This window comes from Streptomyces sp. NBC_00554, from assembly GCF_041431135.1.
Lineage (GTDB): Bacteria > Actinomycetota > Actinomycetes > Streptomycetales > Streptomycetaceae > Streptomyces.
On sequence record NZ_CP107799.1, the window covers coordinates 9606529 to 9622641 of the forward strand.

The window sequence follows — 16113 nt, forward strand, 5'->3', positions numbered from 1 at the left end:
CCCCGCCAGTCACCGCAGGCGAGGGCGCACGTGGTGAACCGATGTCCCGACTGCCGTGAAGGCCGTGCGCACGAACCCGCCCGGCAGGAGCGTGCTGTCCACCGCGACGGGCCGGCCCTCGCCGTCCGTCACCCGCAGGAGGCGCCCGGCGGTGGGGGCGGTCAACGTGTAAGGGCCCGGTGCGGTGAGGGTCAGTCGGGCACCGGTGAGCGCGCCGTCCTGCCAGTCGAGGTCCACGCCGACGCCGCCCCGGGCCCGCAGGCCCCGGACGCTACCGCGCGGCCAGGCGGACGGCAGCGCGGGCAGGAGCCGTAGTTCGCCGGTGTGGCTCTGCAGGAGCAGTTCGGCCATGGCGGCCGTGGCACCGAAGTTGCCGTCGATCTGGAACAGCTCCGGCGGATGCAGGTCGAAGAGGTTGTCCGAAGTGGAGCCCGCCAGAAGGGAGTTGATGCTGCGCTGGGCGAGGTCTCCGTCACCGAGCCTGGCGGCGAGCGCGGCGACCCAGGCGAGGCTCCAGCCGGTGCCCCCGCCGCCGTGCGCGAGACGCTGGTTCAGGGCGGCGCGGGCGGCGGCGAACAGCTCCGGCGTGCCCTCGGCGTCGATCAGCGAACCCGGGTAGAGGCCGTAGAGGTGGGACAGATGGCGGTGTCCGAGGTCCTCGGGCTCGACGTCCTCCCACCACTCGGGCAGCGGCTCCCCGGCCACGTACGCCACCGGGCGCAGCCGTTCGCGGGCAGTGCGCAGGGAGTCTTCGATCTCGTCGCGCAGGCCCAACTCCCCGATCGCCGAGAGGCAGTTCCCGAAGAGTTCTCCGGTGAGCCAGAGATCCATCGTGCTCGCCGCGCCGGTGGCGACCAATGATCCGTCGGCTGCCCGGAAGCGGTGCTCGGGTGAGGTGGAGGGACAGGTGACGAGCCGTCCGTCGGTGTCCTCGACGAGGAAGTCCAGGAGGAAGACGGCGGCCTCCCGCATCGCCGGGTACGCGCGCTCGGCGAGGAAGCGGTGATCGGCGGTGAACCGGAAGTGCTCCCAGAGATGGGCGCACAGCCACGCCGCCCCCATCGGCCAGTTGGCCCAACTCGGGCTGCCCTGCACCGGATTGGTGCTGCGCCAGATGTCGACGTTGTGGTGGGCGGTCCAGCCGCGGCAGCCGTAGTAGGCCCGCGCGGTGCGGCGGCCGGCCTCGGCGAGGTCGTCGACCAGGTCGAAGAGCGGCTCGTGGCATTCCGGCAGGGCGGTGGTCTCTGCGTGCCAGTAGTTCATCTGGAGGTTGATGTTGGTGGTCCAGTTGGACTGCCAGGGCGGCTGGACCGCGGTGTTCCAGATGCCCTGGAGGTTGGCCGGCTGGGAGCCGGGACGGGAGGAGGCGATGAGCAGGTAGCGGCCGTACGCGAAGTGCAGTGCGGTCAGGCCCGGATCGTCGGCGCCTGCTCTGACCGCGGCGAGGCGCTCGTCGGTCGGCAGGTCATCGAGAGCCGGGTCGTGGTCCAGGCGCAGGTCGGTCCGTCCCTGGAGGGCCCGGTGGTCGGCGGCGTGCTCGGCGCGCAGTCGCTCGTACGGAAGGGCGAAGGCGGTCTCCAACTGCCGTACGACGTCGGCGTCCAGGCCGGACTCCGGGCCGAGCGGGGTGTGGTTCCAGCCCCGATATCCGGTCGTGGCGGCGACGAGCAGGGTGGCGGTCGTCGCTCCGGTGACGCGTAGGCATCCGTCCGGGGTGCGCTCGACAGCGCCGTCCCGGTCGGCCTGGACGTGAAGCCCTGCGGCGAATCCGGTCCCCACGTCGGGCGAGTACGTGACGGCGTCGGGGCCGGTGGCCTCGAAGTGCACGTGAGTGGGGGCGCGGCCCGTGATGACCGCGCCCGGCGCCGATCCCGGGTGTGCCGAGTGCAGGCGGGCTGTGAAGGACAGTGCCCCCGGGCGGTCACAGCTCAGTCGGATCGCGAGGACGCCCGCGACCGCCGACACGAACAGTTCGCGGGTGTGGCGTACGCCATCGACGGTGTACGCGACCATGCCGACGCCTTCGGTCAGGTCCAACGCCCGCCGGTACGCGGTGACTTCCCCGCCGTGGTCCAGGTCGAGCAGCAGGGCGCCCAGTGGCTGGTAAGCCTGCGTGAACGGCCCCTGCATCCGCGTGGCCAGCTCCTCGGCACGCACATGGTCGCGGTCACGGAGCACCGCCTCGCGCAGGGCGGGAAGGTGCGCGGCCGCCCCGTCGTCGTTGTGGTCTGAGGGACCGCCGGACCAGAGGGTGTCGGCGTTGAGGTCGATCCGCTCCCGTACGACGAGTCCGTGCACCATCGCGCCCAGGGACCCGTTGCCCAGCGGCAGCGCCGCGAGGAAGTCCTCCGCGGGCTGCCGGTACCAGAGCGTCAGCACGCGCGGAAGCCGAGAGTCAGCGTGACCGGGCGGGCGTCGAGCTGGAACTGGGGCTGGGTGCGGGGACCGCAGGCGCCGCTGCCGATGCCGTGGTGCGCGGCGTCGAGGTTGACGTACACACGGTCGCGGGGGCGCAGGTCGCTGGTGTGCTGTGCGGTGTCGAGGTCCTCGCTGGTCCAGCGGCGCACGGTGAGATCGGTGTGTGGGTACCCGGTGACGGTCAGGCCGACGTCGTCCGGGTCGGTGAGGCGGGCGTGGCGCACCTGGCGCCGGTTGCCGTTCTCCTGCGGCAGGACGTACGGAGTCTGGAGATCGTCGACGGCGGCGTGGAAGTGCCCGACGCGGGCGGCGGTGGTGGTGTCGGAGTACGCCTCACCGGGGCCGAGCCCGAACCAGTCGACCGTCTCGATGTCGTGCGGGAGTGCCATGCGGATGCCGATGCGGGGGAGCGGGCAGGGCCAGGTGCCCACCGGTTCGGTGGTCAGGGTGAGTTGGAGCAGGCCGGGGTCCTCGGCGTCGGCGGACCAGTGGAAGACCGTATGCATGGCGAAGTCGGCGCCCGCGGGAGCGGTGCGCGTGATGACTTCCAGGCCGCCGTCGTGGGGGCGGAGGTCGACCAGCCGGTGTTCCAGGCGGTTGAGGCCGGCCTTGCGCCATGCCTCGGCGAGGGGGCCGTTCCAGGTGCGCAGGTCGTTGTCGATGGGGGCGCGCCACAGGTCGAGGCGGGGGCCGTCGACTTGGAGGCCGCCCAGTGCGGTCAGCGTTGCGGATACGGCGTCGAAGACCGCGGGTCCGAGGGTGTACGTGCCGTTGGCGAGGACTGGGACCACGGGTCGGACCACCGGTGGAACGTCCGGCGTGGGGCCTACGACGGCAGCCTGGTCCCAGGCGATCTCGTGGCCGGCCGGCGCCCACGACTCGTCCTCCGCGAGCTCCGCGACGACCGTGACCCACCGCTCCTCGCCGTCCTCCAGGGGGGCGTCGCAGAGCTTGGTGAGCGCCTCGGGCCAGAGCAGTTCCCCGCCGGCGCCCGCGGGCACCGGCGGCAGCGCCAACTCTCCATCCCCGCGCGGCTGTCCGTTGTCCTCGACCGACCAACGGAACCGCAGATGGGCAGTGTCCAGGGTGTGCAGCAGGTTCCGGACGCGTACCGTCCCAACCGTGGTGTCGACGGTGATGCGCACCGGCTCCACGGCCTTCTTGTACTCCGTGAGGCCGGGGGAGGGAGTGCGGTCGGCGAAGACCAGCCCGTCGCAGCAGAAGTTGTCGTCGTGCACCGGTTCGCCGAAGTCGCCGCCGTACGCGAAGTGTTCGCGGCCCTGAGGGGTGCGGCGCCGGACGCCGTGGTCGATCCACTCCCAGACGAAGCCGCCGTGCAGCCGGGGGTGTTCCTCGAAGAGTTCCTGGTACTCGCTGAGACCGCCCGGGCCGTTGCCCATGGCGTGCGCGTACTCGCAGAGGATGACCGGCAGTTGGCGACGTCGCGCGTCCAGTGCCGGGTCCTCGGCGACCGCTTCCTGGCCCCGTCCCAGAAGACCCACCTCTCCGTGGTCGGCGTACATCAGGCTGAAGACGTCGGTGTACGGGCAGTTGTAGTCGCCCTCGTAGTGGATGAGGCGGTCCGGGTCGCGGTCCTTCGCCCAGGCGGCCATGGCCGCGAGGTTGGTGCCGGTGCCCGCCTCGTTGCCGAGCGACCACATGACCACGCTGGGATGGTTCTTGTCCCGCTCGACCATGCGGTGCATCCGGTCCAGGTACGCCTCGTGCCAGCGCGGGTCGTCGCTCGGATTGCCCTGCCAGCCGATCAGTCCGAAGCCGTGTGTCTCCAGGTCGCACTCGTCGACGACCCACAGCCCGTACGTGTCGCACAGGTCGAGGAATGCGGAGTCGGGCGGATAGTGGCTGGTCCGGACGGAGTTGATGTTGTGACGCTTCATCAGGAGTACGTCCGTGAGCATGTCCTCGTGGCTGAGAGTGCGCCCGGTGTCGGGGTGCCACTCGTGGCGGTTGACGCCCCGGAAGAGCAGGGGCCGCCCGTTGGCGAGGATGACGCCGTCCACCACCTCGATCCGCCGGAAACCGATCCGCAGAGGGATCCGCTCGCCGTCAGTGACCAACTCGCCCTCGTAGAGGTGTGGTTGCTCGGCCGACCAGGGCACGACGCCGGGGACGGGGTGCGGTCCCGCCGGATCGGCGTCGACGATGCCCAGAGCGGGGACGTTGAGCAGGGCCGGGCCGTCGGTCCGCACGGAGAGGGTGCCGTCGCCGGTGAGGTGGTCGTAGTCGGCGTGCACGAAGAAGTCGGTCAGCGCGCCGACCGGGCGGGAGACCAGGGTGACGGGCCGGAAGATCCCCGACAGCCACCACATGTCCTGGTCCTCGAGGTAGCTGCCGGACGACCACTGGTGTACCCGGACCGCGAGGACATTGCGACCCGGTCGCAGGGCGTCGGTGACGTCGAACTCGGTGGGCAGACGACTGCCCTTGCCATCGCCGAGCAGGGTGCCGTTGAGCCAGACGGCGAAACAGGAGTCGACACCCTCGAAGCGCAACAGGGTGCGGCCCTCGGGCCAGTTGTCGGGGCGGAAGAACTCGCGGCGGTACTCGCCGGTCGGGTTGGCGTCCGGTACGTGCGGCGGATCCACCGGGAACGGATAGACCTGGTTGGTGTACGCGGGCGGGCCGAAGCGCGGCTCGCCCGGCAGCCCCTCCATCTGCCAGCAGGACGGCACCGGGATCGTGTCCCAGTCGCTGTCGTCGAACCCGGCTTCCTGGAAACCCTCGACGACCTGCGGCAGCCCTGCGGCCAGATGGAAGCGCCAGGGTCCGGTCAGATCCAGTTCAGGTGCGTCGGAGGTGAAGGCGGCTCGGGGCCGCTCGCGGCCGCGGCCCGGTGCGAAGCTCTCCAGGTATTCGTGTGCGGTGGGCTCACTCATCACAGCGGGGGCCTTCTTTCGGGCAGTGGACGGTGTGCGCTTTCGGGCAACGGGGGGAGTGGGGGAGTGCGTGGGCATGGCGGCGCACGCGCCGGGAGGGGAGGGTTCGACGCGTGGGGTTTCCGGGCGGGGCAGCGCTCTCGACGCCGCACCGGAAGTCAGTGGATGCCGGGCGGTGCTGAGCTCGCGCGGGGTACGACTTCGGGCCGCAGGAGGGTCAGCGAGGGGGCCGCAGGCCTGCTGTTGGCGATTCCTCGCCACAGCAACTCGGTGGCCTCCCTGGCCATCTGACGCTTCGGCAGAGCCACGGTGGTCAGGGGCGGATGGGCGTGTGCCGCCTGGGGGATGTCGTCGATGCCGACGACCGAGACGTCCTCCGGCACCCGAAGTCCCTGGTGCCGGAAGACTTCCATCACCCCCAGGGCGATGGCGTCGGTGGAGGTGAACACGGCCGTCACGGGGTCCGTCGTACGCAGCTGCGGCAGGGCTCGCAGCGCCGCCTCGTAGCCGGACTCGGGTGTCGCTCCCGGGGCGGAGAACACCAGATCGTCGGGGACCGCGATCCCGTCCTCGGCGAAGGCCCGCCGGACGCCGGCCACCCGGACACGGTGTGCCGGGAGGTCCGCGATCACCGCCAGCTGCCGGTGCCCGAGCTTCCGGAGGTGCCGCCCGGCCAGATACCCGGCCTTCTCGTAGTCGATGGTGACCACGGGCAGCGTGTCCGGAGGATCGATCTCCCAGGCACACAGAACGACCGGCAGTTCCAACTCGCTCCGCGGGGACAGCTGTTCGCCGATGTCGAAGTCGCCGGCCACCAGGAGCGCGTCCACCGACCGGTTGGAGAGGGTGGCCAGTTGACGCCGGGCGCGGTCCCCGTCACCCCGGGTCGTGGCCAGCAACAGGTGATAACCGCGCTCCTCAAGGAGCATCTCCACCTCCTCCACCACCTCCGAGTAGAAGGGGTTGGCGATGGTCGGCACGATGAAGCCGATGGTCATGGTGGTGCCCGTGGACAGGCTCCGGGCCACCAGGTTGGGTGTGTAACCCAGTTCAGCGATGGCCGCCTCGACTCTCGCCCTGGTCTCCGGGCTGACGACCGTGCGCCCTCGGACCACGTTGGAGACGGTCTGCTTGGTGACGCCGGCGCGCTTCGCGACGTCGGCCATGGTGACCACGGGGCGGGTCCACCTCTCATTTGACCGGTAAAACGACCTGTGTTCTGGATTCTTGCAGCGGCCTCGGAGACCGGTCAAGGTGCCCGGTACCCCCTTTCGGAGCCTCCTGGCGGCAGTAGAAACCGGTTGTGCGCGACCTCTTGACGCTCCCGACACACGTAGTTAACGTCACTCCGCAGCGGCATTTGACCGGTCAAAAACCGTGCTGTGACAGAGCTTTGTTCCTTCACCGAGTGAGGCGGAGCCGATCTCGACGGCCCGCGATTCCACCGTCCCCACCGCAGTCAGGCGGGAATTCCACGCGCCCTCCCCACGGCCGCGCCGTGCCCGCTCCCCGTCAACAGAAATCCTGCGAAGAAGCCGGAAAGGCAGGAAGCAGTCATGCGGTCCACAACTGGTGCTCCGATGTCACGGCGTCGGTTCCTCACGACCTCCACCGGTGTCGCCGCCGCGGCCACCGCGGGCGGTTTGCTCTCGGGCTGTGCCGGCTCGGTGTCCTCGGGCGACTCCGGGGGCAAGACCACTCTGACCATCATGTCGAGCGGTACCGAGCTGGGCACGGCCGCCGAGATCAAGCAGGCCGAGAAGACACTCGGCATGACCCTCAAGGTGGTCAAGTACGACCTCACCCGGCTGACCGCCATGCTCACCAGCGGCAGCGCACCCGACATCGTGCGCGCCGAGGGCTCGGACGCCCCGTATCTCGCCTCGCACAGCGTCGCGCAGGACCTGGACGACTATTTCGCCAAGAGCACGGTCCTCAAGGCCGCCGACCTGGATCCGGTCAACGACATCTGGCGGTGGGACGGAAAGAAGCAGGGCAGCGGGCCGCGCTACGGGATGGTGAAGGACTACTCCCAGAACTACACGCTCTGGTACAACACCGCGCTGTTCGACGCGGCCGACGAGCCCTACCTCAGCGAGACCGAGCCGCTGACCTACGACAAGCTGCTCGACGTGGGCAAGCGACTCGGGGCGAGCGGAAAGAAGTCCAAGGCGTACGGGCTGAGCATGGGCGGCACCTTCGAGACGTTCATGATCATGACCACTCAGGCCGGAGGACAGCTCTTCAACGACGACTACTCCGAAGTCGACTTCACGGGCGACGCGGCCAAGAACGCGCTGGCCTGGTACATCGACCTGGCGAAGTCCCGTATCACCCCCTCCCTCGCCTACCCGGACCCCAACGGCTGGGACTGGCCCACGTTCCAGGCCGGCAGGATGGCGATCACGGCCCAGGGCTACTGGTTCGGCGGACAGATCGTCACCGACGAGAAGATCGCCGCCACCGCGCGCTTCGCCCCCGCGCCCCAGCTCGGCAGCAAGCGGATGAGCACCTGCTACACGGGCACCGGCCTGTGGATGCCCAAGGCCGGCAAGAACAAGGACGCGGCCTGGCAGGCGATGGAGTACTTCCTGGGCGGCGCGCCCGCCAAGAAGCGCGCCGAGACCGGCGCCGGCCTCCCCGCGCTCAAGTCCCTGCGCCCGCTCCTGCCGAAGACCGAGGGCTTCCAGAAGGAGGCGTACGCGGTGCAGAGCAAGGAGCTGGATTACTTCTCCGTGCTGCCCTTCACCCCGTACATCCGGATGGACGCCATGAACGCCGTGATCTACCAGCTGACTCCCGGGGCGATCAAGGGCAGCACCTCCGTCACGAAGCTGGCGGACCAGTTGAATTCGGGGATCAACAAGCAGCTCGCCAACGGCAAGAAGCTGATCAAGTGAGTGCCGGTCACATGAGTACTGATCAGGCGAGTACCGATCAATCGAGTACGAGCCGGCTCGCCGAGGCGCCCGCGAAGCCGCCCCCGCCCTCCCGGCCGACGGACGGGCGGCCACGCGTCCGCCTCGGCGCCCGCGGTCGCCAGCAGGAGCGGGTCTTCTGGCTCAGCGTCACCCCGTGGCTGCTCGGCTTCCTGGGCCTGACTCTGTATCCGCTGGGATACGCGCTGTGGCTGAGCCTGACCGACTCCGACGGCATCTCGCCGAACACGCACTTCATCGGCCTGGACAACTACAAGGAACTGCTCTCGGACCCGGTCACCCGCGACACACTGGTCCGCACGGGGATTTTCGTCGCGGCCGTCGTGCCGACCGGCATCATCGCCGGACTCGCCCTCGCGGTGCTGATCAACCGTCCGATTCGGGGACGGGGCATTTACCGCACCCTGCTCTACCTGCCCGCGGTGTTCCCGCCGGTCGGCGCGGCGATGGCCTTCAAGATGGTCTTCGACCGTGACACCGGCGCGGCCAACGGGATCCTCGGCTTCCTCGGCGGAAGCCCGGTCACCTGGCTCGCCGATCCCTACGCCCGGTACGTGCTGCTCATGCTCACGCTCTGGGGCTGCGGCAACGCCATGATCATCTCGCTTGCCGGTCTGCAGGACATGCCCAAGGAACTGCTTGAGGCCGCCCGCATCGACGGTGCGAACTCCTGGCAGACGTTCCGGCGGATCATCCTCCCGCTCCTTTCGCCCGTGATCTTCTTCCAGGTCATCACCGGCGTCATCGGCGCACTGCAGAGCATCATGCCGATGCTGCTCGCCGCGAACCCGAGCCCCGCCGCGGTCACCTCGGTGCCGCAGGGCAACTACCTGTACATGATCAACGTGTTCGCGCAGTATCTCGCCAACGGCCGCTTCGGCTACGCGTCCGCGCTTCTGTGGGTGCTGTTCGCCGTGATCCTCGTCGTCACCGCGCTGATCTTCAGGCTGAGTTCCGGTGCGGTGTTCTACAACTTCGAGCCGGAGACCAACAAATGATTCTCGCTCGTCGCACCGGCCTCTACCTCGTTCTCATCGCGCTGGTCGCGCTGTTCGTCAGCCCGTTCGGCTGGCTGGTCGTCACCGCCTTCAAGGACAACTCGGAGATGGCCGCCTACCCGGTGCACTGGCTGCCCGAGAAATGGCAGTTCGGGAACTTCTCCAAGGCCCTGACCTTCTTCAACTACCTTGGCTACGCCAGGAACTCGCTGATCATCGCCACCATCTACTCGGTGCTGATCACCCTCAGTTCGGCCTGGGCCGGCTTTGGTTTCGCCCGCATGGCCGCCCGGGGCAAGCGGCTGGTCTTCGGCGTCCTGCTGTCCACGATGATGATGCCGGCGATGATCACCCTCATCCCCACCTACATCATCTTCGCCAGGCTCGGGATGATCGACACCTACTGGCCCTGGGTTCTCTGGGGACTGGCCGGAGCGCCCTACCTGATCTTCCTGTTCCGGCAGTTCTTCGCCCACATGCCCCGGGAGCTGGAGGAGGCCGCGATCGTCGACGGATGCGGCTACGGCCGTATCTTCTGGCGGATCTTCCTGCCCCAGTCCTGGCCGGTGCTCGCCACCAGCATGCTGCTGTCGTTCACCTGGGTCTGGGGCGACTACATCGCCCCGTCGCTGCTGTTGAGCACGGACCACACCACACTGGCCGTCGCCGTGGCCACCCAGTACGTCAACGAGAGCAACCAGGCGCCGATCAACAACCTCATGGCGGCGGGCTCGGTCCTCTACATCCTCCCCGTCCTCCTGCTCTTCTTCGTCCTCCAGCGCGGCTTCGTCACCGGGGTCTCCACCTCGGGCCTGAAGTAACGGCGCCTGAAGCAAGGACACGTGAACCAACAGCGCCTGAAACAAGGGTACTTGAAGCAACGGCCCCCTCCTCGATCCCCAAGGACGCAGCATGTCTTCGCCCTCCGCTGCCCGTTTCACCCTCGACCCCGCCTTCGGCATCGGCACCGTCCATCCACGGCTGTACGGCTCCTTCGTCGAGCATCTGGGCCGCTGCGTGTACAGCGGTCTCTACGAGCCCGGACACCCCGACGCCGACGAGAGCGGCCTGCGGGAGGACGTCCTCGCGCTCATCCGCGAACTCGGCGTCACCACGGTCCGCTACCCGGGCGGCAACTTCGTCTCGGGCTACCGCTGGGAGGACAGCGTCGGCCCGGTCGACCGCCGGCCCCGGCGCCTGGAACCGGCCTGGCGCTCCACCGAGACCAACGAGTTCGGCCTCGCCGAGTTCATGGGCTTCTGCGCCAAGGCGGACATCGAGCCGATGATGGCCGTCAATCTCGGCACCCGTGGCGTGGAGGACGCCGGCCGGCTCCTCGACTACGCGAACCACCCCGGTGGCACCGAGCTGTCCGACCTCCGGGCCGCACACGGGAACAAGGAGCCGTTCGGCATCGGCATGTGGTGCCTCGGCAACGAGGTGGACGGCCCCTGGCAGATCGGACACAAGAGCGCGGAGGAGTACGGCCAGGTCGCCCGCGAGACCGCCAACCTCATGAAGATGATCGACCCCGGCCTCGAACTCGTCGTCGCCGGCTCCTCCAGCTTCGCGATGCCGACCTTCGGTACCTGGGAGTCGACGGTCCTGACCGAGTGCTACGACAAGGTCGACCACGTCTCCCTGCACGCCTACTACGAGATGAAGGGCGAGAGCCCCGACCGCGACTCGTTCCTCGCCTCGGCCGTGGACATGGAGCGGTACATCGAGGCGGCGGTCGCCACCTGTGACCATGTGGGCGCCACACTCAAGTCCCAGAAGAAGATGATGATCTCCTTCGACGAGTGGAACGTCTGGCACACCGAGCCCGAGTCGCCGCCCGAGTCCCGTCCCCAGGACGACTGGCCGCAGGCTCCACGGCTCCTGGAGAACAACTACACGCTCACCGACGCGGTACTCGTCGGCTCACTGATGATCGCCCTGCTGCGCCACGCGGACCGGGTCACCGCCGCCTCCCTCGCTCAACTGGTCAACGTCATCGCCCCGATCATGACCGAGCCGGGCGGTCCCTCCTGGCGGCAGACCACCTTCTTCCCCTTCGCCCAGGCGTCGAAGTACGGCCGGGGCCGGGTGCTGCGCGTCGAGGTGGACAGCCCGACCCACACCACCGGGCGCTTCGGTGAGGTCCCCCTGCTGCATGCCACGGCCGTCCACGACGAGCAGGCCGGCACGATCACCGTCTTCGCCGTCAACCGCGGCCTGACCCGGGAACTACCGCTCGAAGTGGACCTCCGCGGTCTCGGTGCCGTCCGTGTCGTCGAGCATCTGCTGCTCACCGGCGACGACCCCGACGCCCGCAACACCCTGACGGACCCCGAACGGGTCACTCCCCGCACGGCCGACGCCAGTGCTGTCACCGGTGACGTACTGACCTCCACCCTGCCGCCGCTGTCCTGGAACGTCATCCGCCTGGCCACCGGCAGCGCCAACGCGTCGGCCGCCGCCCAGAGTTGAGAAGGAAGCCCCGGCTCCATGACTGTCTTCACCACCCAGGACGGCGCTCTGGAACGGCGCGCCCCGCACGAGATCCTCGTCGTCGAACCCTGGGGCCCGCACGCGGTACGGGTCCGTGCCCGAGCGCTCCGGAACCCGGACGACACGGTCGCCGGCCGCAGCCTGGACGGCAGCAGTGTCACCCACGCCGACGGGGGCGGCACCGTAGAAGGAATCGACGAAACGCTGCCCGGGGCCCTCGACATCCCTCCGCCCGACTCCATCGCCACCGCGACCGCGACCGCGCACCCGGACGGCACCGCCCGGCTCGTCAACGGCCGTATCACCGTCGAGGCCGACCAGGACGGCAAGCTGCGCTTCCTGCACACCGCGACCGGCCGAGAACTCCTCGCCGACAAGCGCCCGTACACCTGGTACCCGGAGCCACGCACGTTCGCACCGCTCGGTGACGGTGCCTACCGCATCGAGCAGAGCTTCGAGGCGTACGACGACGAGCGCGTCCACGGTCTCGGTCAGCATCTGCACGGCCGCCTCGACCAGAAGGGGCTGGTGATCGACCTGGTCCAGGGCAACACCATCGTTTCCATCCCCTTCCTGCACTCCTCCCGCGGCTACGGTCTGCTGTGGAACAACCCCGCGATGGGCCGGGTCGAGCTGGGCGGCGACACGACCCGCTGGGTCGCGGACGAAGCACGCCAACTCGACTACTGGATCACGGCAGGTGACACCCCGGCCGAGATCATGCGGGCGTACGCGGACGTCACCGGCCATCCACCCCTGGTGCCCGACTGGGCCACGGGCTTCTGGCAGTCGAAGCTGCGCTACCGCACCCAGGACGAACTCCTCGCCGTGGCACGGGAGTACAAGCAGCGCGGACTGCCGCTGGCCACGATCATCTGCGACTTCTTCCACTGGACCCACATGGGCGACTGGGACTTCGACCGGACCGACTGGCCCGACCCCGAGGGCATGGTCAAGGAGTTGGAGGCACTCGGCGTCAAGCTCGCCGTGTCCGTCTGGCCCACGGTGGAGCCCGGAAGCGACAACTACACCGCTCTGCGCGAGGCGGGACTTCTCGTCGGTGACCGCCACGGCGGCCTGCTGACCTTCCCCTGGCCGTCCCGCGGCCACGGCGGGAACCATCAGCCGATGGCCTACCTCGACTCCACCGAACCCGGTGCCCGCCGCTACCTCTGGCAGCAACTGCGCGAGCACTACCGCGAGTTGGGCGTCGCCGCCTTCTGGCTGGACGCCTGCGAACCCGACCTGACCCCGGAGTCGGCCGCCCGCGCGGTCTATGCGGCGGGTCCCGGCGTCCAGGTCGGCAACCTGTACGGCCTCGCACAGGCGCGGGCCGTCGCAGAAGGGCTCGCGGACGACGGCGACGACCGCCCGTTCAGCCTGATCCGCTCCGCCTGGGCCGGCAGCCAGCGTTACGGTGCCGCCCTGTGGTCCGGCGACATCCGCCCCACCTTCGAGTCCCTCGCACAGCAGGTGCGGGCCGGGCTGAACGTCGCGATGAGCGGCATCCCCTGGTGGAACACGGACATCGGCGGCTTCGGCGGCGGCGACCCCACCGACCCGGCGTACCAGGAGGTCATGGTCCGCTGGTTCCAGTACGGCACCTTCAGTCCGGTCATGCGGCTGCACGGCGACCGACAGCCCAACTGGCCCACCTTCTCCGCAGACATGACCGGCGGGCCGAACGAGGTCTGGTCCTACGGACAGGAGGCGTATCCGATCCTGTGCGCGCATCTGCGCCTCCGCGAGCGTCTCCGCCCGTACCTGCTGGAACTCTCCGAGGCCACGCACCGCACCGGCGCCCCCGTCATACGCCCGCTTTTCTTCGACTTCCCGGACGACGAGCACGCCTGGAGCGTCGACGACCAGTTCCTGCTCGGCCCCGACGTCCTCGTCGCCCCGGTCACCGAGGCGGGCGCCCGGGCCCGCACGGTCTACCTCCCGGCCGGCGCCCGCTGGACCGACTCCGTCACCGGCGAACTCCACGAGGGCGGCACGACGTTGGAGGCGCCGGCGCCACTGGAGCGCATCCCGGTCTTCGTCCGCGAAGGCGCCGCCGTGGCCGCCGCGTTCACAGGGAGCGCCGGATGACGACCCGTACGACATCCCGTACGACGATCCGTGTCGACGCGCGCCCCGGTGCCGGACGGCCTATCAGCCCGGATCTGTTCGGCGCCTTCTTCGAAGACATCAACTACGCGGCGGACGGCGGGCTGTACGCCGAGCTTGTCCAGAACCGCTCCTTCGAGTACACCGCCGAGGACGCGCCCGGGTGGCACTCCCTGACAGCGTGGGACGCGGTGGAACTCGGCGGCGGACGCGGCGAGTTGCGCACGGAGACGGCCGACCCGCTCCATCCGGCCAACCCCCACTATGCGGTGGTGGAGGTGACCAACCCGGGCGGCGGCGTGGGCCTGCTCAACCACGGCTTCGACGGCATCCCGGTCCAGGCGGGGGCCTCGTACACCCTGAGTCTCTTCGCTCGACGGCCGGAGGGTGAACTGACCTCGCTGGTCGTCCGGTTGACCGGCTCCGGCGGCACGTACGCCGAAGTCCGGCTCGACGGACTGCAGGACACCTGGACACATCACGAGGCGGTACTCACCGCCACCGCGACCGACCCCGATGCCCGGCTGCTCGTGCTCGCCACCGCCCCCGGCACCGTCCATCTCGACCTGATCTCCCTCTTCCCGGAGCACACCTTCCGGGGCAGACGGAACGGTCTGCGCGCCGATATGGCACAGACGATCGCGGACCTGGAGCCCAAGTTCCTCCGCTTTCCCGGTGGTTGTGTCGCCCACGGCCTCGGGCTCGGAAACGTGTACCGATGGAAGGACACCGTCGGCCCGCTCGAAACGAGACGTCAGCAGTCCAACCTGTGGGGCTATCACCAGTCCGCCGGGCTCGGCTACTTCGAGTACTTCCAGTTCTGCGAGGACATCGGCGCGAAGCCGCTGCCAGTGGTGGCGGCAGGTGTCTGCTGCCAGAACACCCCGGGCGGCCAACAGGGCATCCCGATAGACGAGATGCCCTCGTACGTCCAGGATGTTCTCGACCTCGTCGAATACGCCAACGGGCCCGCCGACTCCCCGTGGGGCGCTCTGCGGGCTGCCGCCGGCCACCCCGAGCCGTTCGGCCTGGAGTACCTCGGCGTAGGGAACGAGGACGAGATCACCCCGGCGTTCCGGGAGCGGTTCGAGATGCTGCACACGGCGCTCGCGGACCGGCATCCGGACATCAAGGTCATCGGCACTGCAGGGCCGAACCCGGCCGGTGCCGACTTCCGGGAGGGCTGGGAGTTCGCACGAAAGCTCGATCTCGCGGTGGTCGACGAGCACGCCTACCTCAGCCCGCGCTGGTTCCTCCAGAACACCGGCCGGTACGACGCCTACGACCGGGGCGGCCCGAGGGTGTACCTCGGCGAGTGGGCGTCCAAGGGCGACACCCTGCTCAACGCGCTCGCCGAGGCGGCGTACATGAACGCCCTGGAGCGCAACGGCGACATCGTGGCCCTGGCCTCGTACGCACCCTTGCTCGCCAGGTCCGGCCACACACAGTGGACCGTGGACCTCGTCCACTTCGACAGCACCGACGTACGGCTGACACCGAGTTACCACGTGCAGCGCATGCACTCCACCCACCACGGGGACGAGTACCTGCCGAACACCGTGACCGGCGCTCCGGCAGCTACGCCTCCGCCGGACCCGCTGCGCGGCGGTGGCGTGCGCCTCAGCACCGTCGACACCCGGGCCGAGTACCGAGGGCTCCGGGTGACCAGCGGTGGATCGGACTACGTCCTCGACGTCCAGGCGCGCAAGACCGAGGGGGAGGAGGGCTTCGTCATCGGCTTCGGCGCGGTGGACACGCCCGACCACTACGTCTGGAGCCTGGGCGGCTGGCACAACCAGGGCCTCACTCTCCAGCGCGTGTGCGACGGCATCGTCGAGGACGTCGACCGGGTGCCGGGGCCGATCGAGACGGGCCGCTGGTACGACATCCGGGTCGAGGTCGCCGGGCCGGTTCTCCGCTGCTTCCTTGACGACGTCCTGATCCACGAGACCGAGGACGACAGGACCGCGCCCGAGACCTTCTCCGTCTCCACAATGCGGGACACGATTTCCGGCGATCTGCTGGTCAAGATCGCCAACCTGACTCCGGACGAAGTCACGGCCGCCATCCGTCTCGACGGGACGGACCGCGTCCCCACCCGCGCCAAGAAGACCGTCCTGACCGGTGAGTTCACGGACCGCGACAGCACACCCCACACGTCGGACATTGAGGCCGGGGCCGCCTTCGACTGCGCCGTGCCACCCCGCTCCTTCACCGTCCTCCGCCTGGCGGGCTCCAACCAGGTGACGGGAGCCTGAC

Annotated in this window: 9 protein-coding genes; 6 read left to right on the plus strand and 3 right to left on the minus strand. The window is 69.3% G+C overall.

Annotated elements, in window-relative coordinates:
* Window positions 1–9: 9 nt before the first annotated feature.
* From OG266_RS42730 to OG266_RS42740, 3 genes are all read right to left on the minus strand, one after another.
* On the minus strand, window positions 10–2379 hold the full coding sequence (locus tag OG266_RS42730) for a glycoside hydrolase family 95 protein (RefSeq protein ID WP_266470061.1): 2370 nt from the start codon (window positions 2377–2379) through the stop codon (window positions 10–12).
* Complete coding sequence (locus OG266_RS42735) at window positions 2373–5315, minus strand: glycoside hydrolase family 2 TIM barrel-domain containing protein (RefSeq protein ID WP_266470063.1); 2943 nt, start codon at window positions 5313–5315, stop codon at window positions 2373–2375. Before OG266_RS42735 ends, OG266_RS42730 begins: the two co-directional genes overlap by 7 nt.
* A gap of 158 nt (window positions 5316–5473) precedes the next feature.
* Window positions 5474–6481 carry a LacI family DNA-binding transcriptional regulator gene (locus OG266_RS42740; protein WP_266470065.1) on the minus strand — a complete coding sequence of 336 codons (1008 nt, stop codon included), beginning with the start codon at window positions 6479–6481 and terminating at the stop codon, window positions 5474–5476.
* Window positions 6482–6871: 390 nt separating this feature from the next.
* Between OG266_RS42740 and OG266_RS42745 the strand changes: the two genes are divergently transcribed.
* The 6 genes from OG266_RS42745 to OG266_RS42770 all read left to right on the plus strand — a co-directional run bounded on the left by OG266_RS42745 (window position 6872) and on the right by OG266_RS42770 (window position 16112).
* Entirely contained in the window at window positions 6872–8215 is a 1344-nt protein-coding gene (locus OG266_RS42745; RefSeq protein WP_371552239.1) for an extracellular solute-binding protein, read from the plus strand.
* An 11-nt stretch (window positions 8216–8226) separates the two neighbouring features.
* A complete protein-coding gene (locus OG266_RS42750) occupies window positions 8227–9252 on the plus strand; it encodes a carbohydrate ABC transporter permease (protein ID WP_371552240.1) in 1026 nt (341 codons plus the stop codon).
* Window positions 9249–10073, plus strand: coding sequence for a carbohydrate ABC transporter permease (locus OG266_RS42755; RefSeq protein ID WP_266470070.1), 825 nt, complete (start codon window positions 9249–9251; stop codon window positions 10071–10073). The genes OG266_RS42750 and OG266_RS42755 overlap by 4 nt, the downstream gene beginning before the upstream one ends.
* A 91-nt stretch (window positions 10074–10164) precedes the next feature.
* Window positions 10165–11724, plus strand: coding sequence for an alpha-N-arabinofuranosidase (locus tag OG266_RS42760; protein WP_371552241.1), 1560 nt, complete (start codon window positions 10165–10167; stop codon window positions 11722–11724).
* A gap of 18 nt (window positions 11725–11742) precedes the next feature.
* Window positions 11743–13836, plus strand: a complete 2094-nt coding sequence (locus tag OG266_RS42765; protein ID WP_371552242.1) for a TIM-barrel domain-containing protein — start codon at window positions 11743–11745, stop codon at window positions 13834–13836.
* A complete protein-coding gene (locus OG266_RS42770; RefSeq protein WP_371552243.1) occupies window positions 13833–16112 on the plus strand; it encodes an alpha-L-arabinofuranosidase C-terminal domain-containing protein in 2280 nt (759 codons plus the stop codon). The genes OG266_RS42765 and OG266_RS42770 overlap by 4 nt, the downstream gene beginning before the upstream one ends.
* The last annotated feature ends 1 nt before the right edge of the window (window position 16113 follow it).